The 23,679-nt window shown below is 64.0% G+C and carries 17 protein-coding genes; 6 read left to right on the forward strand and 11 right to left on the reverse strand.

The window, feature by feature from the left end; all coding sequences use genetic code 11:
* Positions 1-81: 81 nt before the first annotated feature.
* The 3 genes from betA to betI all read right to left on the reverse strand — a co-directional run bounded on the left by betA (position 82) and on the right by betI (position 4,095).
* Positions 82-1,773 (reverse strand): choline dehydrogenase, encoded by a 1,692-nt coding sequence (gene betA, locus NGM28_RS10695; protein WP_240063928.1) that lies wholly within the window; start codon positions 1,771-1,773, stop codon positions 82-84.
* A gap of 154 nt (positions 1,774-1,927) precedes the next feature.
* Complete coding sequence (gene betB / locus NGM28_RS10700) at positions 1,928-3,400, reverse strand: betaine-aldehyde dehydrogenase (protein WP_240063927.1); 1,473 nt, start codon at positions 3,398-3,400, stop codon at positions 1,928-1,930.
* Positions 3,401-3,438: 38 nt separating this feature from the next.
* Positions 3,439-4,095, reverse strand: a complete 657-nt coding sequence (gene betI / locus NGM28_RS10705; RefSeq protein ID WP_028688420.1) for a transcriptional regulator BetI — start codon at positions 4,093-4,095, stop codon at positions 3,439-3,441.
* Between the two features lie 479 nt (positions 4,096-4,574).
* On the opposite strand from betI, the gene NGM28_RS10710 reads away from it, so the two are divergent.
* A complete protein-coding gene (locus tag NGM28_RS10710; RefSeq protein ID WP_275679186.1) occupies positions 4,575-6,578 on the forward strand; it encodes a BCCT family transporter in 2,004 nt (667 codons plus the stop codon).
* 133 nt (positions 6,579-6,711) lie between these two features.
* On the forward strand, positions 6,712-11,382 hold the full coding sequence (locus NGM28_RS10715) for a dermonecrotic toxin domain-containing protein (protein ID WP_252090102.1): 4,671 nt from the start codon (positions 6,712-6,714) through the stop codon (positions 11,380-11,382).
* A gap of 43 nt (positions 11,383-11,425) precedes the next feature.
* On the opposite strand, the gene NGM28_RS10720 is transcribed toward NGM28_RS10715, so the two are convergent.
* From NGM28_RS10720 to gpmI, 5 genes are all read right to left on the reverse strand, one after another.
* Positions 11,426-12,820, reverse strand: a complete 1,395-nt coding sequence (locus tag NGM28_RS10720) for a trypsin-like serine peptidase (protein WP_252090104.1) — start codon at positions 12,818-12,820, stop codon at positions 11,426-11,428.
* Between the two features lie 216 nt (positions 12,821-13,036).
* Complete coding sequence (locus NGM28_RS10725; RefSeq protein WP_240063924.1) at positions 13,037-13,801, reverse strand: divergent polysaccharide deacetylase family protein; 765 nt, start codon at positions 13,799-13,801, stop codon at positions 13,037-13,039.
* Positions 13,802-13,810: 9 nt separating this feature from the next.
* Positions 13,811-15,139, reverse strand: a complete 1,329-nt coding sequence (locus tag NGM28_RS10730) for a S41 family peptidase (RefSeq protein WP_240063923.1) — start codon at positions 15,137-15,139, stop codon at positions 13,811-13,813.
* A gap of 89 nt (positions 15,140-15,228) precedes the next feature.
* Positions 15,229-16,527, reverse strand: coding sequence for a murein hydrolase activator EnvC family protein (locus tag NGM28_RS10735; RefSeq protein WP_252090106.1), 1,299 nt, complete (start codon positions 16,525-16,527; stop codon positions 15,229-15,231).
* A gap of 226 nt (positions 16,528-16,753) precedes the next feature.
* Positions 16,754-18,289: a 2,3-bisphosphoglycerate-independent phosphoglycerate mutase gene (gene gpmI, locus NGM28_RS10740; RefSeq protein ID WP_252090107.1), complete on the reverse strand. Its 1,536-nt coding sequence runs from the start codon at positions 18,287-18,289 to the stop codon at positions 16,754-16,756.
* Between the two features lie 206 nt (positions 18,290-18,495).
* Between gpmI and NGM28_RS10745 the strand changes: the two genes are divergently transcribed.
* Genes NGM28_RS10745 through secB form a run of 3 tightly spaced genes read left to right on the forward strand, consistent with a single transcriptional unit; the run spans position 18,496 to position 19,687 of the window.
* Complete coding sequence (locus NGM28_RS10745) at positions 18,496-18,909, forward strand: rhodanese-like domain-containing protein (RefSeq protein ID WP_240063920.1); 414 nt, start codon at positions 18,496-18,498, stop codon at positions 18,907-18,909.
* A 1-nt stretch (position 18,910) separates the two neighbouring features.
* On the forward strand, positions 18,911-19,165 hold the full coding sequence (grxC, locus tag NGM28_RS10750) for a glutaredoxin 3 (protein ID WP_003249204.1): 255 nt from the start codon (positions 18,911-18,913) through the stop codon (positions 19,163-19,165).
* Between the two features lie 39 nt (positions 19,166-19,204).
* Positions 19,205-19,687, forward strand: a complete 483-nt coding sequence (gene secB / locus NGM28_RS10755) for a protein-export chaperone SecB (protein ID WP_011531802.1) — start codon at positions 19,205-19,207, stop codon at positions 19,685-19,687.
* Positions 19,688-19,788: 101 nt separating this feature from the next.
* Here secB and trmL read toward each other — a convergent pair whose 3' ends face one another.
* Complete coding sequence (gene trmL / locus NGM28_RS10760) at positions 19,789-20,250, reverse strand: tRNA (uridine(34)/cytosine(34)/5-carboxymethylaminomethyluridine(34)-2'-O)-methyltransferase TrmL (protein ID WP_240063919.1); 462 nt, start codon at positions 20,248-20,250, stop codon at positions 19,789-19,791.
* Between trmL and NGM28_RS10765 the strand changes: the two genes are divergently transcribed.
* A complete protein-coding gene (locus NGM28_RS10765; protein WP_240063918.1) occupies positions 20,249-20,686 on the forward strand; it encodes a hypothetical protein in 438 nt (145 codons plus the stop codon). The genes trmL and NGM28_RS10765 overlap by 2 nt on opposite strands.
* A gap of 316 nt (positions 20,687-21,002) precedes the next feature.
* Here NGM28_RS10765 and ntrC read toward each other — a convergent pair whose 3' ends face one another.
* Both ntrC and glnL read right to left on the reverse strand, forming a co-directional pair.
* A complete protein-coding gene (ntrC, locus tag NGM28_RS10770; protein WP_011531805.1) occupies positions 21,003-22,439 on the reverse strand; it encodes a nitrogen regulation protein NR(I) in 1,437 nt (478 codons plus the stop codon).
* Entirely contained in the window at positions 22,436-23,521 is a 1,086-nt protein-coding gene (gene glnL / locus NGM28_RS10775) for a nitrogen regulation protein NR(II) (protein WP_240063917.1), read from the reverse strand. The genes ntrC and glnL overlap by 4 nt, the downstream gene beginning before the upstream one ends.
* Positions 23,522-23,679 lie beyond the last annotated feature (158 nt).

Here is a 23,679-nt window from a genome sequence, read left to right on the forward strand (position 1 = left end):
GATGAATTGGCAGGCTGTAAAGCGTTTCCGCATATGAAAAAAGGCACCTCGAGAGGTGCCTTTTCTTGTGCTGGCACAGGTTCAACCCTGCTTCACTTCACGCAGCGCCTTGCCCTTAACCGGTGCATCACCCGCCACATAGTACTTGGCGGTGCTGCGTGGCAGCGGCTTGCGGCCACGGATCTTGTCCGAGATCTTCTCGGCGATCATGATCGTGGTGGCGTTCAGGTTGCCGGTGATGATCAGCGGCATGATCGACGCGTCGACCACACGCAGGCCCTGCATGCCATGCACACGGCCTTCGCCGTCTACCACCGCCATGTCGTCGGTGCCCATCTTGCACGAGCAGGACGGGTGGAAGGCGGTTTCGGCGTGCTCGCGGATGAACTTGTCCAGTTCTTCGTCGGTTTGCACGTGGGCGCCCGGGCTGATCTCGCGACCACGGAACGCGTCCAGCGCCGGCTGGGCCATGATCTCGCGGGTCAGGCGGATACCGTCGCGGAATTCCTGCCAGTCCTGCTCGGTGGACATGTAGTTGAACAGGATGCTTGGGTGCTGGCGTGGGTCTTTCGACTTGGCCTGGATGCGACCACGGGCTGGCGAGCGCATGGAACCCATGTGGGCCTGGAAGCCGTGCTCTTTCACGCCGTTGGAGCCGTTGTAGTTAATGGCGACCGGCAGGAAGTGATACTGGATGTTCGGCCACTTGAATTCAGGGCGGGTGCGGATGAAACCACCGGCCTCGAACTGGTTGCTGGCGCCGATACCGGTGCCGTTGAACAGCCATTCAGCACCGATTTTCGGCTGGTTCCACCACAGCAGCGACGGGTACAGCGACACCGGCTGGGTGCAGGCGTACTGCAGGTACAGCTCCAGGTGGTCCTGCAGGTTCTCGCCGACGCCCGGCAGGTCGTGGACCACCGGGATTTCGAGGCTTTCCAGCAGGGCGCGCGGGCCTACGCCGGAACGCTGCAGCAATTGCGGCGAGGCGATGGCGCCGGAGGAAACGATGACTTCCTTGCGGGCGCGGGCTTCGACGCGCTCTTCGCTGTCACCCACCAGGTAGGTCACGCCAACGGCGCGCTTGCCGTCGAACAACACGCGGTCGCTGAGGGCGTGAGTGACGATGGTCAGGTTCGGGCGCTTCTTGGCCTGGTCCAGGTAGCCGCGGGCGGTGCTGGAGCGACGGCCTTTCTTGGTGACCGAACGGTCCATCGGGCCGAAGCCTTCCTGCTGGTAGCCGTTGAGGTCTTCGGTGCGCGGGTAGCCGGCCTGCACGCCGGCTTCGACCATGGCGTGGAACAGCGGGTTGTTGCCGGCTTTCGGCGTGGCCACGCTGACCGGGCCTTCGCCGCCGTGGTAGTCGTTCGGGCCGATGTCCCGAGTTTCAGCTTTTCTGAAATAGGGCAGGCAGTCCAGATACGTCCAGTCCTCAAGGCCTGGCAGTTCCGCCCAGCCGTCGAAGTCCATGGCGTTGCCGCGGATGTAGCACATGCCGTTGATCAGCGAGGAGCCACCCAGGCCCTTGCCGCGGCCACATTCCATGCGGCGGCCGTCCATGAACGGCTCCGGGTCGGTCTCGTAGGCCCAGTTGTAGCGGCGGCCCTGCAGCGGGAAGGCCAGGGCGGCCGGCATCTGGGTGCGGAAGTCGAAGCGGTAGTCGGGGCCACCGGCTTCCAGCAGCAGCACGGAGACGCTGGCGTCTTCGGTCAGGCGGGTGGCCAGGGTGTTACCGGCCGAGCCGGCACCGACGATGATGTAATCGTATTCCATGGGTTTCTCCCATTTGAGCGGCAAGCTTCAAGCGACAAGCTGCAAGGAAAAGCAGTCGTGCGAAACTTGCGAATGGATTAGGCCTGCAAGGGCCGGTGGCATGACGCCGACCGGCTCTTTCTTGCAGCTTGAAGCTTGGGGCTTGCAACTGGCCTTAGAAGACCGAGTTGTAGCCGCCCAGCTCGACCTGGACCGACTTGATGCGAGTGTATTGAGCCAGCGAGCTGACGCCGTTTTCACGGCCGACGCCCGACTGCTTGTAGCCGCCAACCGGCATCTCTGCCGGCGACTCGCCCCAGGCGTTGATCCAGCAGATGCCGGCTTCGAGCTTGTGGATGATGCGGTGGGCGCGGCTGATGTCGTTGGTGCAGACGCCAGCGGCCAGGCCGTATTCGGTGTCGTTGGCGCGGCGGATGACTTCTTCTTCGGTTTCGTAGGTGAGGATGCTCATCACCGGGCCGAAGATCTCTTCCTTGACGATGGTCATGTCGTCGGTGCAGTCGGTGAACACGGTCGGGGCCACGAAGGCGCCCTTGGCGAAGTCACCGGCAGTCAGACGCTCACCGCCGCACAGTACGCGGGCGCCTTCTTCTTTACCCTTGGCGATGTAGCCCAGCACGCTTTCCATGTGCTGGAAGCTGACCAGCGGGCCGAAGTTGGTGTTCTCGTCTTCCGGGTTGCCGGCACGGATGCGGGCGACGCGCTCGGCGATCTTGGCTTCGAAGGCGGCTTTCATCGACGCCGGTACGAACACGCGGGTGCCGTTGGTGCAGACCTGACCGGAGCTGTAGAAGTTGGCCATCATGGCGATGTCGGCGGCTTTGTCCAGGTCGGCGTCGTCGCAGATGATCAGCGGCGACTTGCCGCCCAGTTCCATGGTCACTTCCTTCAGCGAGGAGCTGGAGGCGCTGGCCATGACTTTCTTGCCGGTGGTGGTGCCGCCGGTGAAGGAGACTTTCTCGATGCGCGGGTGCTCGGTCAGCCAGGTACCGACTTCGCGGCCGCTGCCGGTCAGCACGTTGAACACGCCGTTCGGCAGGCCGGCTTCGGTGAAGATCTCGGCCAGTTTCAGGGTGGTCAGCGAGGTGACTTCCGACGGCTTGAAGATCATCGCGTTGCCGGCAGCCAGGGCCGGGGCGGATTTCCACAGGGCGATCTGGATCGGGTAGTTCCAGGCGCCGATACCGGCGGTCACGCCCAGCGGCTCGCGGCGGGTGTAGACGAAGGACGATTCGCGCAGGGGGATCTGCTCACCTTCGATGGCGGGTACCAGGCCAGCGTAGTACTCGAGCACGTCAGCGCCGGTGACGATGTCGACGTAGCGGGTTTCCGAGTACGACTTGCCGGTGTCCAGGGTTTCCAGCATGGCCAGCTCGTCGTTGCGCTCGCGCAGGATGTCGACGGCGCGGCGCAGGATGCGCGAACGCTGCATGGCGGTCATCGCGGCCCAGACCTTCTGGCCGCGCTCGGCGCTTTCGACGGCTTTTTCGACGTCGGCTTGGGTCGCGCGCTGCACATGGGCGAGGACTTCGCCGGTGGCCGGGTTGATGGCTTCGAAGGTGGCGTCGCTGCCAGCGTCGACGTAAGCGCCATCAATGTAGAGTTTTTGCGTTCCGAAACGGGCCATAGTGTCCTCGCAAGTGCAGTGTGTGGTTGGCTGCCGCGTCACGCTCCTGCCGGTTGGCTGGTCGCTGCGCGCGGCTGTTCAGAGGCCTGGTCGGTTGTGCCCAGGGACTGCTGTTTAGCCAGTTGTAGATCCATGTATTCGTAAGCGATGCGTATCGCCTGGTCGGTGTCGAATGCATCCCCCGACAGGGCGCCACGCAACCACAGGCCGTCGATCAAGGCTGCCAGCCCGCGGGCGGCCTTGCGCGCATGGTAGAGCGGCAGGACGCGGCGGAACTGGCAGCACAGGTTGGAATACAGGCGGTGATCGTTGATCCGCTGCAACCTGTGCAAAGACGGCTGGTGCATGCTGGAGGCCCAGAAGGCCAGCCAGGTTTTCATTGCCGGGCCATTCACCTGGCTCGCATCGAAGTTGCCTTCGATGATCACCTTGAGGTGGGCACGCGGGCTGTCGTCCGTGAGTGCCTGACGACGCGCGATCACACCCTCGTTGAGCATGTTCATGATGTGGCGCATCGTCGCTGCGATCAGGCCGTTCTTGTCCTGAAAGTAGTGACTGATGATGCCGTTCGACACACCGGCCAAACGGGCAATCAGCGCAATGCTGGCATCGCCCAGTCCGACCTGATCGACGGCCTGTAATGTGGCTTCGATCAACTGCTGGCGGCGGATGGGTTGCATACCGACCTTGGGCATCTTGCTATCTCCTCAGGCCTGCGGGCAGACGACGAGCGGCTGCCTCGGCGAAGGCCAGTCTATTTTGTTTTGATTGAACGTTCAATCAATAAAGAATAAGCTCTGCGACAATTTGTGCCATTGACAGTTTTCAGGACGGTCAAGAGGGCACGAATCGACACCCCAGGAAATCGTGTAACCCCCGGAATACAAGGCGTTGACGGGCGTGAGCGATGCAAAGGACAGATTCTGCCGAGCGGTCATGGACTGCGCGGTCGGCCCTTGGAGCGGGCCAGGTGGTCTGTGGCGAATGCGCGCACCTTCTGCTGAGTGCGTGGCAAGGCGACAGGCGGCCGGTCTGTTTTTTTTGCAGCGTTTCGATTCGGGATCACGGTTTCCAGGGTGCTTTTATAACACCTTGCGCAGTAGGGCTATTGCACCAATTGCGTGGGAAATAACTGTTTAGCCTCCACTGCCGCACTGCCCGGAGCATTCGTGCAATGAGTTCTGCCTCCCTGACAAAGCCTCCCGCCGAGCGGGTACGGGTCAATCGCGTGGTGTTCTTCACCTCGGCGATGATGATCCTCGTTCTGACTGCCTTGCTGATCGCTGTACCCGAAACCGCCGGCCAGGTGCTGGGCGTCGCCCAGAAATGGCTGACCCGTACCTTCGGCTGGTACTACATGCTGGTGATCTGCGGTTACCTGCTGTTCGTCGTCTACCTGGCCTTCTCCGACTTCGGCAAGCTCAAGCTGGGCGGCAAGGACGACACCCCCGACTTCAGCTACGGCGCCTGGGCCGGCATGCTGTTCTCCTCCGGTATCGGTATCTCGCTGCTGTACTTCGGCGCCTCCGAGCCGCTGGACCACTATTTCAACCCGCCGGAGGGCACCCCTGCCAGCCTCGAGGCCGCGCGCCAGGGCCTGCAGCTGACCTTCCTGCACTGGGGCCTGCACGGCTGGGCAATCTACGCCCTGGTCGGCCTGGCCGTGGGTTATTTCGCCTACCGCCACAACCAGCCACTGGCACTGCGCTCGGCGCTGTACCCGCTGGTCGGTGAGCGTTGGGTCAAGGGCGGTGCCGGCCATGCCGTGGACATCTTCGGCATGTTCGTCACCCTGCTTGGCCTGGTGACCAACCTGGGCATCGGCTCGATGCAGGTGGCGTCCGGTCTGGAATACCTGTTCGGCATGGATCACAGCAAGACCAACCTGCTGGTGGTGATCCTGGTCATGGCCGGCGTTGCCACCGTGGCTGCGGTGTCGGGCGTGGAAAACGGCATCCGCCGCCTGTCCAACCTGAACATCCTGCTGTTCAGCGGCCTGCTGATCTTCGTGCTGCTGGCTGGTAACACCCTGCATCTGCTCAACGGCTTCGTGCAGAACGTCGGTGACTACCTCAACGGTGTCGTGCTGAAGACCTTCGACCTGTATGTCTATGAAGGCGACAACGACAAGTCCGAGCGCTGGCTGGGCCTGTGGACCGTGTTCTACTGGGCCTGGTGGATCTCCTGGGGCCCGTTCGTCGGCATGTTCATCGCCCGTATCTCCAAGGGCCGTACCGTGCGCCAATTGGTCAGCGGCGTGCTGCTGATCCCGCTGGGCTTCACCCTGGCCTGGCTGTCGATCTTCGGTAACACCGCTTTGGACCTGGTGATCAACCAGGGTGCCGTGGAGCTGGGCAAGACGGCGCTCGAACAACCGTCGATGTCGATCTACCAACTGCTGGAATTCTTCCCGGCCGCCAAGATTGTCATCGGTGTAGCCGTGTTCGTCGGCTTCGTGCTGTTCCTGACCCCCGCCGACTCCGGCGCTGTGATGATGGCCAACCTGTCGTGCAAAGGCGGCAAGGTCGACGAAGACGCCCCGCACTGGATGGTGGTGTTCTGGTCGGTGGTCATCACCCTGGTCACTATCGGCTTGCTGTTCGCCGGTAATTTCGAAGCCATGCAGACCATGGTGGTGCTGGCCGGGCTGCCGTTCTCGGTGGTCCTGGTGCTGTTCATGTTCGGCCTGATGAAGGCCATGAAGCAGGACGTCGCGGTCGAGAGCGAGCGCGCCGAACTGGCCGCCCGTGGCCGTCGCGGTTTCAGCGAGCGCCTGAGCCAGCTGGACCTGCAACCGACCCAGGCCGTTGTCCAGCGTTTCATGGACAAGCAGGTCAGCCCGGCGCTCAAAGAAGCCGCCGAGCAGTTGCGCACCCTGGGCTTCGAGGTCGAGACCCGTGTTGGCCAGTCGCGCAACATGATGGGCCTGCGGGTGATGATGGAAGAGGGCAACCCGTTCGTCTACGAAGCCAGCCTGGATGGCTACATGGCCGCACCGAGCGAGGCGCCGGTCGAGGGCGAGCCGGAAGTGCGCCAGCGCTTCTACCGTGCCGAGGTATACCTGCACGATGGCAGCCAGGAGTACGACCTGATGGGCTTCACCCGCGAGCAGATCGTGCGTGACGTGCTGGATCAGTTCGAAAGCCACCGCCAGTTGCTGGGGCGTGTGTACAGCTGATCACGGCTGAAGTGAGCAAGGGGCCTGGCGCGCAAGCGTCGGGCCCTTTGTCGTTTCAGGGGGCAATATGTAGTGCCTGTGGTGAGTGGGTCCGCGGGCATGGTGGCGGTTCATCAACGAACAGGCCCGTGCCATGACTCAACTCTCTACGCCGATCTTCGACTTCAAAAACGCCGTCGCCCGGCAGTTCGCCGACCGCCCGACCCTGCGCCAGGTGGTGAGCGAGCAACTGTTGCAGGTGCTGCTCAAGGAACTGCCCTGGCTGACCTTCGTCGAGCCGGCACTGACATCCGCCGACCCGCTGACTCTGGACAGTCCCGACCCCGATACCGAGTACTGGACGACCGCCCCGCTGGTGGATGTCGTGTTACAGGCAATGCTCGATGGCATACCGTTGGACCTGGAGGCTCTCGGTGAGCGCCATCACAATCTGGGTTTGGCAGCGTCTCACCGTTTCGCCGGCTCGCACGGCGAATGGGATACACGCCGCCTGACGGGTATCACGCCCGCGCTCAACACGCTGCTGCCGCAGTTGGTGGAACATTTCGCTGAAGCCCAGGTGAGCTATTGGAACGAGCTGGGCAAATCCGGCAAGCGCCGCGATGCCGGGTTGCAGTTGCTGTTGAAAATGGCGCTGCTGCGCAACCTGCCCCTGCAAGAGCTGGACGATCGGCAACAGGCGTGTGTCCGTGGCCTCATTCGGGGAGGTGATGACCAGCCTGCGGTGTTCGTCGTGCAGGTCAACCTGACTGCGGATCAGCAGCAATTCAAACGGGTACAGCCCGGCTTGCTGGTGGCGGGTGAGTGGGACGACCAGGAGGTAGTGCTCTGGTGCACGCCGTCGAGCCAGGTCAGGGCTTTTGATTCGCTGGACGATTTCGCCCTGGCGCTGCGTGACGAACTTGCGTTGTGCTACCGGTTCACTGCCATGGCCTGGGATCGCCACGAGCTCGAGGGCGATGTATTCGCGCAGTGGAGCGCCTTGCTGCTCGGGCACATGCTCGAGCGCATCGGGCAATTGCGCCTGAAGGGGCTGGCACTGGCGGACATGGAGGCGCTGTTCGCCGAGCTGAGCGACCCCGCGCAGTGGCTGGTGGCTGGCTATTTCGTCGAAGAAAGTGGCACACCCGCGATACCGCCGGGCATAGGCGCTGCTTCGGCTGGCAACAGCTTCGCCTATCAGTCGGCGTTGCTGGACATGGCGCTGGACCAGCTCGACGCCAAGGGCGTGGCGGCCCTGGATGGGGTACTCGACCTGCTGGCTTATGCCCGCCAGCAACTGCGTGAGCAGATGCTCAAGGACTATCCGGTGGAAGCCAACTATTTTTCCGATGAGCTGATCCTGGAGCTTCAGGTCGCCAAGGGTGTGCCGGGTGGCGCAGGAGCAGGCACGGGGGGTGGCGAGTCTCTGGAGCCGGCAGGCGAAATGACCTTGACTGAGTTCGCCATTGCCAACCTCAGTTCGCTGGGTGATGCCTTAATCGAAAAGATCAGGCACGCCAACGATCAGCTGATCATGCCCTGGATGAATGCCGGTTACGTGAAGGCATTGGTGCGCAAGGTCGATATCGGTGGCCGCTACCCCAGGTACGTGGCCGACGCCCTGGATGACCCGGCGACCCGCTCCGAGCGTACTCGGCGTTTTGCCCGGGAGTGGCGCCAGTCGCTGCGTTTCAGTGCCTTGCAGGCGAAACTCGATCGCAAGCTCAGTGAGGCCGGCCTGCAGTGTGTCGTCGATCTGTGCAAAGGCCGTGTCGACAAGGCCTCGAAGGCGGGTGGCCTGATGCCGCTCACCTTCAAGCGGCAGCCGGCTTCCAGGCAGCATGATCGGGTCCAGGGCATGTTCGTGCTGTTCTCGACCGAGCCCCAAGTGGTACTGCTCTACCGCCCGCTGTACGCGGATGAACCGCTACGGCAGTTCTCCAGCATCGATGCGCTGATGGAGGCCATCCGCGAAGCGGGCCCGCTGCAGGCGAGCATCCTGGCCTGGATGGATGAGCATGTTCGGCCGATCTACGACAACGGTGGATTCGCAGAGCCCCACGTCGTGCATCTTGGTATCGATCCTTTCCAGCTACCCGAAAAGCCCGAGCCGGCCCAGTTGGACGGGGTGCTGTGGCTAAGCGATGTGGATGAAAAACTGTACGCGGCAAATCGGGCGTTGCTCTTGGATCTGGCCGACAAGCAGAGCACGTCCACTGCCGAAAGCCGTTGGGCGGTGCTCGGCCAGGGCGCATGGCTGTTGTTCGATACCGCCACGGTGCTGATGAGCGGGCCGGTCGCCACGGTTGCTTGGTTGATCCAGGCCCTTGATAGCCTGCGTGGCGATGGACAGGCCCTGGCGCAAGGCGACGCCTTCGAGCGTTCCGCGGCCGCCGTTGACCTGGTCATCAACCTGGGTATGGCGCTGTTGCATGCACGTCTGCCGAAGGGCAGCGAAGCCATGTCGCAGCGCTGGCTCCAGGCCGCCGGCTTCGAGGGGCCACCCGCCCAGGACGGTGGCTACGCGGCGGCAAGGGTCGAGCCAGACCAAGGCAAAGTGGGTATGCCGGGGCCGCCGCCGAGTGCTGCCACGGGTTTGCAACTCGACCTGAGTTGGCGTGGCAACCAGGGTTTCAACTGGCTTGCCCCGGAGCAACGCAAGGCCTTGTTGGCGATGCGTGCGAGTGTTCCGCTGACGGGCTTGCAGCCTTCGTTGTCCGGGCTGTACACGGTTGATGGGCGGCATTATGTCTCGATGTTGGGCGAAGCCTTCGCCGTCAGTGTGGAAGGTGATGACATCCGGGTTGTCGACGACGCGTGGCAGCCGGGGCCGTGGCTGGCCTTCGAGCAAGACGCCTGGCGCATCGATACCCGGTTGCGCCTCGATGGTGGCATGCCCAGCGGGCGTCTCGAGCAGCAGTTCGCCAGGTTGCGAGTCGCCACCAACAAATTGACCGACCAGGCCAATCTGGAATTGCGGACGTTTGGCCGCCTCAGCCTGGAAGTCGTCACGGTCCAGGAGCGTCTTCAGCATCTGGAAAGGTTGAGGCTTCAGGAAAGGGGCAGGCGACTCGCAGCTGAAGAGCACGAGGATGAAACATTCGACATGGCCGCCTCCGACCGGATCATGGCGTCTTATGATCAGCGCATCGCCGCGCTCGATGGCGAGCTGGACGCCACGCGTCTGCAAGCCGTCGCCCAGGCCGAAGAGGTGGTGCGCCTGGACCGCGAACACTGCGGCGTGCTGCAGGCCATGCTCGAACCCAAGTACGGCAGCCTGCGCAAGGCTGGCTTTACGCAGACCCTCGACTTGCAGCGGACCACGCTGACGGCGGCCCTGTTGCGCAACAGCGATTTCATCCTGGGTGAGCTGCAGCACCTTGCGAACTTCCCGCGCATGACCGAGCTGGCGGCGCAGTTCGATGATGGTGTAGGTGCCCATGTGCGCGACGAGTATCGGCATTTTCGTGGGGAGCTGGCGAAGGTCATCGAGCTCCAGGAGCGCATGCTGGTTGCACAGGGAAGCCTGGACGAGCTGTTGGCCGAGGTGCCCGACGATCTTGACTTCGGCATTGCCGGGACCCGGCGAACGGTCGGTCAATTGATCGCCGAACGCACGTTCACCACTGTCGATCTTCGCTTCCATCACGCGCTGAACCTGGCAGACCTGGCACTGCACCTGGACTCGAAAAGTGGCCGGCATCAACTGCTGAGGTATCGCGACGACCTGGCAGGTATCACGCTCAGGAGCGCCGCCACGGCCCATGGTGAGTCGCTGATGTCCAACCTGGGCGTGGCCGACCGCATCAGCATTCTCCAGGAAGCGTGGGACGCCTATGCGGCGGCGATCATCAATGCGTTGCACCTGGAGCGCACAGGCGGCGCCCTGGTGGAAGTCGACCGCCTGCAGCGCTACCGGACCCACATGCAACTGCTCAAGGACGATGCCGGGCGCCGCCTGGTGGATGCTCTCGCGGAGCAGGACGGCGCGCCAGGGGTGATCAGGCGGGTGCCTTATCCGCGTACCGACGAGTTGCAGCGGGCGGTCCGCAACCGCGAGGGCCTGCTGGTCATCGGAACCGAAGTGCAGGCGCAGGACGGGACACGGCTCGAGGTGCGCGACCCGATCAGCAAGGCAGTCCTGCAGGTCTTCGACTTCAAGGACGGTGACTGGCTGGAGCGCGAAGGCGATGTGCCCGAGGCCAATGTCGGGGATGAGGGGGCGGAGCAGGCCAAGGTCCTGGTACAGGGGCTGCTTAAGGATAACGACGATGTACTGGCCATCGCGCGGGCCTACGTGAAAGATGATGTCAACGGGCGCATGCTGGAGCGCCTGCTCAAGCGACAGGCCAACCGTATGCAGGCTGCGGCCGCGGTCCTGGCTGGGCAGGGGGCAAGTGAGGCGTTGACGGCTTCCTTGAGTGCCGCCGCGACCGACTTGCAGGCACAGATGCAGCAGCTGTTGACCGAGCTGTACGACAAGACCCGCTATCCCACTGCGCACGGGCTGCGCTTTCTTCATGGCCAGGGGCTGCTCAAGGTGGATTATGTCAGGCGAGACACCTCCAGCGGCACCAGCCCTTTCGACGAATTCAGGGTCACCCGCCTGAATGCCCCGGGCGAAACCAAGGGCCGCAGCCTCTGGGCGGCGCATTTCCACCTGCCTGCGCAGGCAGCGCCACTCGCGGCGTTCACTCGCGGGCACCTGAAGGTGTGGAGCCAGCGTTTTCTGGGGCGGCAGTACGAAACCGTCAGTGGTGAGCGAGTGCATCGGGGGCGACTGACACCCGCCGATGTGGAGGGCATCATTTCCTTGACCTGAACGATGGGGGCGTCAGCCCTGCCTTTGCAGGCAGGGCCAATGTTCACTTGGCCTCGGCAGGTAGCAGTTCGGAGAAAGTCGCAGCGACCTGGCCATCGATGTCGATGGCCCGGCTGCACAGCAGGGTGGGAAGCTGGGATGCCGGAATGATTTGCGACGGCGTCACTGCTCGGTGATAACCGATGGGGTTGTCGCAGTCCATTCGGTTCGGGGCGCCATGCTTCACCAGGTACCTGCTCAGGTAAGGTTGCTCGGACTGCCAGTTGATTCTGGCGTGCCCCTGGCTGTGGCGGTCGATGGTGTAGCGGACCTGTGGCAACCCTGCTGGAATCACCTCCACTGGCAGGCTGAGTGCATTGCCCAGCAATGCCGAAGAGGGGCGCTGCTCAGGGGACTGCACACCAACCACGCACAGGTGGTACCTGCCAGGCTCGGCTGCAATTGGGTCGTCGATGCGGTTTTCATCTGACGCAATCGTACCGCTGTAGCCGTCCGCCTTCTCGCACTCCAGTGCATCGCGAACTTGCTTGTAGCGATAGCGTGGGGTGTCGAGGGTGAAGGTCAGGTTCCAGGTGGGGGCTTCGTGGTCGGCACCGAGCCTTCTGAGGACATGCCTCGGCACTTGCTGGGTGAATTGGAAACCGGGCAGCAGATGACAGCTTTCCAGGGTCAGGTCGGCATGGCCCTGGTGAAAACAACCGAGCATTCGCTGGACGGGGATGGCGTAGTTGGTGGGTGTCGGGCCGACGTCCACGCTATTGAGGACACTGACCAGGCGCCGTGTTGCCTGATCGATGACGGGACTGCCGGATGCCCCTTGGGAATTGGCGGGGCAATCGTTGGCCTTGAGCTTGCGCCAAACCCAGGGGAACTGGGTGACAGTTGCCTCGTCTTGTTCGATGCAGTGGCTGGCGCGCAGGCCGGTGTCAGGCCTGCTGCCTTCGCCCACCATCACCACTGTGCTACCCGGCCTGGGGCTTGGCCCCAGCAGCAAAGGTTGGATGCCAGCGGCCATGACCTCGGCGAGGCTGGCATTCAGCTCCACCAATGCCAGGTCGCTGCCCTGCATGCTGCTCCAGATCGTGCGTTTGAGTGCGAAGACTGGTCGCCTGTCGGGGGTGTCGGCAAAGTAATTGAAGATAAGGCTGCCTTGCGCGGGTTGGTCGTGGACGATCCTGCCGTTGCGGGTGTCCAGGCAGTGGCCGCTGGTCAGCACGTAGGCTGGGCCGGCGTCGTGGCCTTCAGCACCTCGGCTGTCGATCAGCGAGGCGATGCATTGATCGCCTCGCGGAAGATTGAGGCGGCCGATCCCGCTCCAATGAGCGTGTTCGCCTTGTGCGTTGTTGAGCAGCGCTGAGAGGGGACTGTTGCCGGGTGGGGCGCCGGATGATGTCAGGGCCATTGCCAGGCCCAGGATGGAAGCGGTTGCAGTCGGCATCGGGTGTTCTCCTGTGTGGATTGCCGACGTGACAGTGTCCTGGGCGATGACGCGCAAGGTGGCACTTATGTACTGGTGCGCAGTTTCTGTGGAATGCAGCCGGGCAGGGAACGCGTTCTCTGTAGGAGCGGCTTTAGCCGCGATGCAGGCTCTCGGTGTCTGGCACCCGCTTCGCGGATGATCGCGGCTAAAGCCGCTCCTACAGAGGTTGGCTAATCAGCGGTTGCTGTAGCGACCCTGGCGGCCATGGGCGGGCATGGCTTGATTGCCGCGCTCGGCGATCATCTGGCGCAGGCTGATCAGTTCTATGCCCTGTGCCTTGAGCTTGGGGATCTCGCGGCTCAGCACGTCCAGCGTCTGCGGGTAGGGATGGCCGATCAGCACCGCCGAACCCTGCTTGCGGGCAAGGGCGATACCCTGCTGCAACTGCCCGCTGATCGCCTCCGGGGTGCGCACGTCATCGAGGAACACGTCCCGTGAGACATGGGCCAGGCCCACTGCCTGGGCTTCGGCAGCCGCGACTGTGGCGGCGCTGGTGCGGCTGTCGACGAAGAACAGGTGGCGACGCTGCAGTTCCTCCATCAACCAGTGCATCGGTTCGCGCTGCGCGGTCATGCGGCTGCCCATGTGGTTGTTGATGCCGGCGGCGTAGGGCACCTTGGCCAGCGCAGCGTCCAGGCGCCGGGCCAGTTCCTCGATGGCTGTGCCGGGGTGCCAGGCATACGGGCCGGTGGCCGGGTCCATGGGCATGTGCAGGATCACCGTGCGTCCGGCCTTGTGGGCCTGGCGGGCGAAGTCGGTGGCGTGGGGCGTGTCGGGCATGATCGCCATCGTGACCGGGCCGGGCAGGGCGAGGGTGCGGCTGTCGCGCTCGTCGCTCTGGCCCAGGTCGTCGATGATGATGCTCATGTAGGCCTTGCCCGGTGCCGCCTGGGCGGCGCCGAGCATGAGGCAGAACAGCGTGAACAGCAGATAACGCATGGGAAGCGGTCAGTTGCCCTTGGTGATGTTCAGGCCCTTGAGCAGGCTGAGGGCCTGGCTGAGCTGGAAGTCGTTGTCCTGTGGGCGATCCTTGCGCTTGCTGCTGCCGGTCGGGCGATCAGCGCCGCCGTTGCCGTTGCCCAGGTGGCCCTGCAGGTCAGCTTCCTTGAAGTTGTCGTTGTCGGCCTCTGTGGTGAGCTTGGCCGGGCGCACTTCGATGTCGGGGACAATGCCTTGGGCCTGGATCGAGCGGCCGTTGGGGGTGAAGTACAGCGCGGTGGTGAGCTTGAGCGCGCGGTCGTTGGCCAGCGGCAGCACGGTCTGTACCGAACCCTTGCCGAAGCTGTCGGTGCCCATCAGCACGGCGCGTTTCTGGTCCTGCAGGGCACCGGCGACGATCTCCGAGGCCGAGGCGCTGCCGCCGTTGATCAGCACCACCAGTGGCACGCCTTCGCTGGCGTCGGCCGGGTCGGCGGAGAAGCGCAGCTCGGAGTTGGCGATGCGGCCCTTGGTGTAGACGATCAGGCCCTTGGTGAGGAAGTGGTCCGCCACTTCCACCGCGGCCTGCAGCACGCCGCCCGGGTTGTTGCGCAGGTCGAGCACCACGCCGCGCAGCTTCTTGCCATTGTCCTTGCGCAGCTTGGCCAGGGCTTTGCCCACCTCGTCGCCGGTCTTGACCTGGAACTGGGTGATGCGGATGTAGCCGTAGTCGTTCTCCAGCAGCTGGCTCTTCACGCTCTTGACCTGGATCACCGCCCGGGCCAGGGTCACGTCGAAGGGCGTGCCGCCGTCGCGCACCAGCGTGAGGGTGATCTTCTCGCCGACCTTGCCGCGCATCTTGTCGACCGCTTCGGTCATGGTCTGGCCGCGGGTCGGGGCACCGTTGATCTTGACGATCAGGTCACCGGCCTGCACGCCAGCACGGGAGGCCGGGGTATCGTCGATGGGCGAGACCACCTTGATGAAGCCGTCTTCCTGGCCGACTTCGATGCCCAGCCCGCCGAACTCGCCGCTGGTGCTCTCCTGCAGCTCCTGGAAGTCCTCGGGGCCGAGGTAGGCCGAATGCGGGTCGAGGTTGCTGAGCATGCCCTTGATGGCGTTCTCCAGCAGCGTCTTGTCATCCACGGGTTCGACATAGGCGGCCTTGATGCGGTCCATGACCTCGGCGAAGGTGCGCAGTTCCTCCAGGGGCAGGGGCGCCTTGGCGGTCACCTCGGTGGCCGGCACCGTGGCCGGCTTGGCCGCAGGCTTGACCGGCTCGGCGGCGGTGGCCAGGGGCGCGCCGACGACCAGGGCAATGGTCAGGGCCAGTTGAGAGAGGCGAGGCGAGTGCAGCATGTCGAACGAACTCCTGATCCTGTTGGCGCTCCTGCGGGGGAGCATCGGTGCGTCACGTTTCTGGTGCCGCGCCGTAAAAATAGTCGAACCTAGCCTCGGCACCATTGCGCGGGGTCGGTGGGCCGGCCCTGCTGGCGAATCGCGAAGTACAGTCCTGCACTGTCCTGACCACCGCTGTCGCCAACGGTGGAAATGGCCTCGCCGGCCTTGACGATATCGCCGGCGCTCTTGAGCAGGCTCTGGTTGTGGCCGTACAGGCTCAGGTAACCGTTGCCATGGTCGAGGATGACCAGAAGTCCGGCGCCACGCAACCAGTCGGCGAACACCACGCGCCCGCCATGCACGGCGCGCACCTGGGTACCGGCGCTGGCGCCGATCATCACACCGTCCCACTTGGCCCGGGCATCGCCACCACGGGTATCGCCAAAGCGTGCCAACAGTCGACCATTGACGGGCCACGGAAGTTTTCCCCGGGCCGCGGAAAATGCACCGCCATAGTTGGCTCCGTCGCTGGAAACCACTGGCCCCAGCAGGGTGCGGGCTTTTTTCGGGGCTTCCTCGGGCGTGTTGTCGCGGGCGGCGGCCAGGGCCTGTTCCTTGAGCCGTTTTTCTTCTTCCTGCTTGGCCAGCAGGGCGCGCTGACGGGCTTCTTCAGCCTCGCGGGCCTGGCGAGCGAGGGTTTCCTCGATGGTCTTGAGCACCTTGCCCAAGTCGGCCTGGTCCTGCTCGCGGGCCTGGAGCTTCTGGTCGCGCTCCTTCATGTCGCTGTTGAGCTTGGCCAGCACCTGCTGGCGCTTGCCGCGCTCGCTCTCCAGGGCTTGGCGCTGGCTGTCGAGGTCGGCGCGTTGCGCGAGCAGTTGCTCCTGCTGGCGGCCGATGTCCTGCTCGACATTGGCCAGTTGGCGCAGGGTCTCGTTGAAGGTGCGCAACTGTTCGGTGCGCGCCTTGCTCAGGTAGTCGTAGTACGTGAGGGTGCGGGCGAACTTTTCCGGGTTCTGCTGGTTGAGCAGCAGCTTGAGGTATTCCTCGCGGCCGTTGTTCTGGTAGGCGGAACGGGCCTGGATGGCGATCAGTCGCTGTTGTTCACTGCGGGCGCTCTGGAGTTTTTTTTTCTCGTGGTCAAGGCGCTCCAGCTCGCCCTCGGTCTTTTTTAGTTCTTGCTGCAGTGCCTCCACCTGCTTTTCGAGGTTGCCGATATCGGTCTCGGTGGCCTTGAGGTCTTTCTGCACGCCGGACTTCTCCTCCTGGAGCTTGCCCAGCATTTTCTTCAGCTCGGCGATGTCCTGGCGGGTGGCGTCCAGCTGTTGCTGGGTCTGCGCGCGCTCGTCGGCAGCGAAGGCCGGGGCGAGCAGGCATGACAGGGCTAGTAAGAGAAGGGCGCGGAGCATGGGGTTTGGCGTACCGGGGATGGAGACTGGCCTAGTATGCCCTTGCGGGCCTGCAAAAAAAACGCCCAGCGGCGTGTGCGGCGAGGCGTTGGTCTGGAATTCATGTGTTTTGGGGCTGCTGCGCAGCCCTTTCGCGGCACAAGGCCGCTCCTACAGGTTATATGCGATCGCCTGTAGGAGCGGCCTTGTGCCGCGAAAGGGCCGCAAAGCGGCCCCAAAACACGAATCAAGCGTCAACCAGAATGGACGTACCGGTCATTTCCGCGGGCTTTTCCAGCCCCAGCAGCTTGAGCATGGTCGGTGCGACATCGGCCAGCACGCCGCCTTCGCGGACCTTGACGCTGCGCTTGCCGACATAGATGAACGGCACCGGCTCGCTGGTATGGGCGGTGTGCGCCTGGCCGGTACATTCGTCTTCCATCTGCTCGACGTTGCCGTGGTCGGCGGTGATCAGCGCTTCGCCGCCCACCTTGTCCAGCGCCTCGACGATGCGCCCGACACAACTGTCCAGGGCTTCGACGGCCTTGACCGCCGCTTCGAATACGCCGGTATGGCCGACCATGTCGCCGTTGGCGTAGTTGACCACGATCACGTCAAAGCGCTGCTGCTCGATGGCTTCGACGATGCGGTCGGTCACCTCTGGGGCGTTCATTTCCGGTTGTAGGTCGTAGGTGGCGACCTTCGGCGACGGGATCAGGATGCGTTCTTCGCCTTCGAACGGTTCTTCGCGGCCACCGGAGAAGAAGAAGGTGACATGCGCGTACTTCTCGGTCTCGGCGATGCGCAGCTGGGTCTTGCCGTTCTTCGCCAGGTATTCGCCCAGAACGTTGTCCAGGCTGGACGGAGCAAATGCGGCTGGCGCCGGGATTTTTGCCGAATACTGGGTCAGGCCGATGTACGCCGCCAGCTTGGGCAGGCGTGCGCGTGGGAATTCGTTGAAGTCCGGCTCGACGAATGCGCGCGACAGCTCGCGGGCGCGGTCGGCGCGGAAGTTCATGAAGATGACCGCGTCGCCATCTTCGACCTTGACGGCTTCGCCAATGCGCGTGGCCTTGACGAACTCGTCGTTCTCCTCGCGGGCGTAGGCGGCTTGCAGGCCGGCAAGGGCGCTATCGGCGGTGTATTCGGCGGCGCTGTCGACGATCAGGTTGTAGGCAGCGCTGACGCGGTCCCAGCGGTTGTCGCGGTCCATGGCGTAGTAGCGGCCGATCAGGCTGGCGATGCGGCCCTTGCCGAGCTTGGCGAAGGTGGCGTCAAGCAGTTCGATGGAGGACTGGGCGCTGCGCGGCGGCGTGTCGCGGCCGTCGAGGAAGGCGTGCAGGTAGATCTTCTCGGCGCCTCGCTGGGCGGCCAGCTCGGCCATGGCGATCAGGTGGTCCTGGTGGCTGTGCACGCCGCCGTCGGAGAGCAGGCCGAGGATGTGCACGGCCTTGCCGGCGCTGGCCGCCTTGTCCACCGCGCCAGTGAGCACGGGGTTTTCGAAGAATTCGCCGTCACGGATGGCCTTGGTCACCCGGGTGAAGTCCTGGTACACCACGCGGCCGGCACCGAGGTTCATGTGACCGACTTCGGAGTTGCCCATCTGCCCGTCGGGCAGGCCCACGTCCATGCCGGAACCGGAGATCAAACCGTGCGGCTGGGTGGCGCGCAGGCGGTCGTAGACCGGTGTGTTGGCGGCGAAGATGGCGTTGTATTCGGGGCTTTCGCTGTGACCGAAGCCATCCAGGATGATCAGGACCAGGGGTTTAGGCGTACTCGTCATCAATCAAACTCACGGTTGTTCAAAGATGATAAAGACACGCATTTTAGGGCAAATCCGCCAGCGGCGGCGAATATTCCTCCCCTTGCCCGACCAGCGCGGTCGGATATGGAACATGAAGGTGGTTTTCCGGCCGGCCCGGTGGGCTTTGGCGGTCATGGGGGGCTGTGTATACTGGCCGCCATTTTCAATCGCCTGGAACACCCCTGATGGTTGCTCACCTGATTCAATTCGCGACAGATCACTTCATCCTGGTGGCGATCTTCGTCGTCCTGTTGATCCTGCTGCTGATCAACGAAGTCCGCCGCGGCGGCCAGAGCCTGAGCAACGGCCAACTGACTGCCCTGGTCAATTCGGAGAAAGCCGTGGTGATCGATATCCGCCCAGCGAAGGAGTACTCGGCCGGGCATATCGTCGGTGCGCTGAACATTCCGCAGGACAAAGTGGCCGGCCGCATGAGCGAGCTGGAAAAGCACAAAGACAAGACCCTGATCGTCGTCGACGCGATGGGCCAGCAGTCCGGCACCCTGTGCCGCGAGCTGCTCAAGGCTGGTTTCACCGCCGCCAAGCTCAGCGGTGGCGTTTCCAGCTGGAAAGCCGATAACCTGCCCCTGGTGAAGTGATATGAAGCCCGTCATCGTCTATTCCAGCGACTACTGCCCCTACTGCATGCGCGCCAAGTACCTGCTCGAGAGCAAGGGCGTGGCGTTCGAGGAGATCAAGGTCGACGGCAAACCCCAGGTTCGCGCCGAAATGAGCCAGAAGGCCGGCCGCACCTCGGTACCGCAGATCTGGATCGGCAGCACGCACGTCGGTGGTTGCGATGACCTCTATGCCCTGGAGCGCGCGGGCAAGCTCGACGCGCTGCTGGCGGCCTGATTCGCACTGCAATCAAGAACATTAGGAAAAGGATCTGCCATGACCGAGCAACAGACCAACGGCGCCACTGACGCCAACGCCCCACAATTCTCCCTGCAGCGCATCTATGTACGTGATCTGTCGTTCGAGGCCCCGAAAAGCCCGCAGATCTTCCGCCAGCAGTGGGAACCGAGCGTTTCGCTGGACCTGAACACCCGCCAGAAAGCCCTGGAAGGCGACTTCCACGAAGTGGTACTGACCCTGTCGGTAACCGTCAAGAACGGTGACGAAGTGGCCTTCATCGCCGAAGTGCAGCAGGCCGGCATCTTCCTGATCGCCAACCTCGACGCCGCTTCCATGAGCCACACCCTCGGCGCGTTCTGCCCGAACATCCTGTTCCCGTACGCCCGTGAAACCCTGGACAGCCTGGTGACCCGCGGTTCGTTCCCGGCCCTGATGCTGTCGCCGGTCAACTTCGACGCCCTGTACGCGCAAGAGATGCAGCGCATGCAGGAAGCCGGTGAAGTGCCGACCGTGCAGTAAGGCTGCAAGCCATGAAAAAAGCGCCTCGAGGGGCGCTTTTTTCTTGCCTGTCGGGACTGTTCGCCGGCAAGCCGGCTCCTACAGGTGGCGTAGGAACCGGCTCAGCTCCCGGCAAAGCCCTGCTGGCGCCACGCCTCGTAAACCGTCACCGCCACGGTGTTGGACAGGTTCAGGCTGCGGCAGCCCGGCCGCATCGGCAGGCGCAGGCGCTGCTCCGCCGGCAGGCTGTCCAGCACCTGCGCCGGCAGGCCACGGCTCTCGGGGCCGAACAGGAAGGCGTCACCGGGTTGGTAGGCGACTTCGTGGAACGGGTGCGAACCCTTGGTGGTAAAGGCGAACAGCCGTGGGTTGCCGAGGCTTTCCAGGCAGCTGGCCAGGCTCTCGTGGCGCTTGAGCGTGGCATACTCGTGGTAATCCAGCCCTGCCCGGCGCAGGCGCTTGTCGTCCAGTTCGAAGCTGATGGGCTCGATCAGGTGCAGGGCGCAGCCGCTGTTGGCGCAGAGGCGGATGATGTTGCCGGTGTTCGGCGGAATTTCTGGTTGAAAAAGGATGACGTGAAACATGCACGGCTCCAGGCGTGAAGATGACGAGCATTCTACCCTCGAACCGGACCTGCGTTCGAAGGCCTTCCCGCGGGTGATCCTGTCCCTGGCCATTGTCGGGCTGATGGTCGGCATGATGATCGGCCGCCTGACCACACCCGAGGAACGGGTGCTGGAGCAGGTAACGGTAGTGCAGGACGGCCTCGACCTGTGGTTCAACGAGGAGCCCAAGCTGCACGGTGAGAATGTCGAAGGCACCGTGGCGGTGGTGTTCGAGGCCCAGGGCAAGGCCCAGCGCGGCCAGCTGACGATGCAGGGCAAGCCGGTGGGCTGGCGCCTGCAGAAAAGCGAAGAGGGGCTGGTGCTGAGCGTGGTGGCCGCCCGTCCCCTGCGCGGTGAGTGGACCGGTGCAGAGGACGATGGGCGCTGGCGGGTGCAGGTGAGGTTGCACGAATAAAAGAGGGGATGTCCCGGCCTGCCTGTACCAGGGTCCCCGAAACTGGAGATACGGTGTCTATTGCAGGGGGCGTGCCAGGTTTTCCTTGCCCGCAAATGCTGGCTTTGAGGGCTGTTTAGCCAGGTTTTGATGGGATTTGTGCCTTCACACGGTGCAAGCGGCACAGGATCGGTGCATGGGGCCTGGAAACGACTGGGGCCGCCTCGCGGCCCTTCGCCGGCAAGCCGGCTCCTACAAGAATGGCGCTATACCTGTAGGAGCCGGCTTGCCGGCGAAGGGCTGCGCAGCAGCCCCGGGATGGATGCTTCAGCTCGGCTTAGTGATCCTCACCCTCATCATCATCCCCACCATCGACCTTCATCCCCAACTCCTTGATCTTGCGCGTCAAGGTGTTGCGCCCCCAACCCAGCAGCACCGCCGCGTCACGACGGCGCCCAGCGGTGTGCTTGAGCGCGGTCTCGATCATGATTCGCTCGAAGCTCGGCACGGCACTGTCGAGCAGGCTCGATTGGCCACGGGCCAGCGCCTGGTCGGCCCACTGGCGCAAGGCCTGCTCCCAGTTGGTCACCGGCGCGGCGTCCTGGGGCAGATTGAGCAGTTCCGGCGGCAGGTCGCCAACCAGCACTTCGCGGCTGGACGCCATCACGGTGATCCAGCGGCAGGTGTTCTCCAGCTGGCGCACGTTGCCCGGCCACGGCAGGTTGCGGATGAATTCCTCGGTTTCCGGTTTGAGCAGCTTGGGCTCGACCGCCAGCTCCTGGGCGGCGCGGCCGAGGAAGTGACGGGCCAGGGCCGGGATGTCCTCGCGACGGTCAGCCAGGCGCGGGATATGGATGCGGATCACGTTGAGGCGGTGGAACAGGTCTTCCCGGAACTTGCCGGCCTGCACCAGCGACTCGAGGTTCTGGTGGGTGGCGGCGATGATGCGCACGTCGACCTTCACCGGCACGTGGCCGCCGACCCGGTAGAACTCGCCATCGGCCAGCACCCGCAGCAGGCGGGTCTGGGTGTCGGCGGGCATGTCGCCGATCTCGTCGAGGAACAGCGTGCCGCCGTCGGCTTGCTCGAAACGACCACGGCGCAGGTTGGCGGCGCCAGTGAAGGCGCCTTTCTCATGGCCGAACAGCTCGGACTCCATCAGGTCCTTGGGGATCGCCGCCATGTTCAGGGCGATGAACGGCGACGCCGCGCGCGGGCTGTGGCGGTGCAGGGCGTGGGCCACCAACTCCTTGCCGGTACCGGACTCACCATTGATCAGCACGGTGATGTTGGAGTGGCTGAGGCGGCCGATGGCACGGAACACCTCCTGCATCGCCGGCGCCTCGCCGATGATCTCGGGGGTGCGGGCCAGGGCTTGCGGCACGTCCAGCGCCTGTTGCTCCTGGGCGTGCTGGTTGGCGCGCTTGACCAGCGACACCGCCTCGTCGACGTCGAATGGCTTGGGCAGGTACTCGAACGCACCACCTTGATACGACGCCACGGCGCTGTCCAGGTCGGAGTGGGCGGTCATGATGATCACCGGCAGGCGCGGGTGCTGCTCGCGGATCTGCGCCAGCAGGTCGAGGCCGCTGGCCCCCGGCATGCGGATGTCGGAAATGATCACGTCCGGTTGCTGGCGGGCCAGGCGGCCCATGACACCATCGGCGCTGTCGAAGCTCTGGGTGGTCATCCCCTCCTGCTGCAGGGCCTTCTCCAGTACCCAGCGGATGGAGCGATCATCATCGACGATCCAGACGGTTTCACTTCGGCTCATGGGGCGGTGGCTCCTTGTTCCAGGGGCAGGTAGATCGAGAACGCGGTATGGCCGGGGTGGCTTTCACACTCGATCAGGCCCTGGTGCTGGCTGATGATGTTCTGGGTGATGGCCAGGCCCAGCCCGGTACCGTCCGGGCGGCCGCTGACCATGGGGTAGAAGAGGGTGTCCTGCAGCTCCGGGGGGATGCCCGGGCCGTTGTCGACAATCTCGACCCGGGCCACCAGGCGGTGGCGCACATGGCCGATGGTGAACTGGCGCACCGCGCGGCTGCGCAGCGCAATGCGCCCCAGGCGCAGCTCGTTCTGGCTGCCGATGGCCTGCATGGCGTTGCGCACGATGTTGAGCACGGCCTGGATCATCTGTTCGCGGTCGATCAGCACGTCCGGCAGGCTCGGGTCGTAGTCGCGCACCAACGTGATGCAACCCTGGCTCTCGGCCTCGACCAGGCTGCACACCCGCTCCAGCACTTCGTGGATGTTGGTCATGGCCAGCGACGGCAGCTTGTTCGAGCCGAGCATGCGGTCGACCAGGTTACGCAGGCGGTCGGCTTCCTCGATGATCACGTTGGTGTAGTCGCGCAGGTCGTCTTCAGGGAGCTCTCGGGCCAGCAACTGCGCCGCGCCACGGATCCCGCCCAACGGGTTCTTGATCTCGTGGGCCAGGCCGCGCACCAGCATCTTGGTGGTTTCCTGCTTGCTCAGCTGGGCTTCTTCCTTGGTGATGCGCAGCAGGCGGTCACGCGGGTGCACTTCGAGCAGCAGCAGGGTCTGGCCCTGATGCAGGATGGGGGTGACGGCGTAGTCGACGGTGATGGTCTGGCCGGTCAGCGAGGTGAGCTGGGCTTCGCGCTTGGTGAACGGGTGCGCCTGCTCGACCGCCTGGCGCAGCGAGTTGAGCGCCTCGGTCGATTCGGTGAACAGCTCGCTGATGAACTGCCCATGGCTGCGCTGGCCGCTGACGGCCAGGAGCATTTCCGCGGCCGGGTTCATGTACTCAAGGCGCAGTTCGGCATTGAGCAGGAGCGTGGCCGTGGTCAGGTTGTCCAGGAGCAGACGGTGCTGTGCATCGCTGATGGTCATAAGGCGTCGTTGACCTCTTTTGGCACATTGGCGCCCCGAGGCTGGCCAGGGGCGCGCACGGATAACGTGCTGGATGCTGTGAAAATGCAAGAACCAAACCAAGGCTCCGAAAAGAAGCGGAATATCCGGATAAAGCCCTGGTTATGCGCAGATACAGA

Source organism: Pseudomonas sp. MWU13-3659 (genome assembly GCF_023757525.1).
GTDB lineage: Bacteria > Pseudomonadota > Gammaproteobacteria > Pseudomonadales > Pseudomonadaceae > Aquipseudomonas > Aquipseudomonas entomophila_E.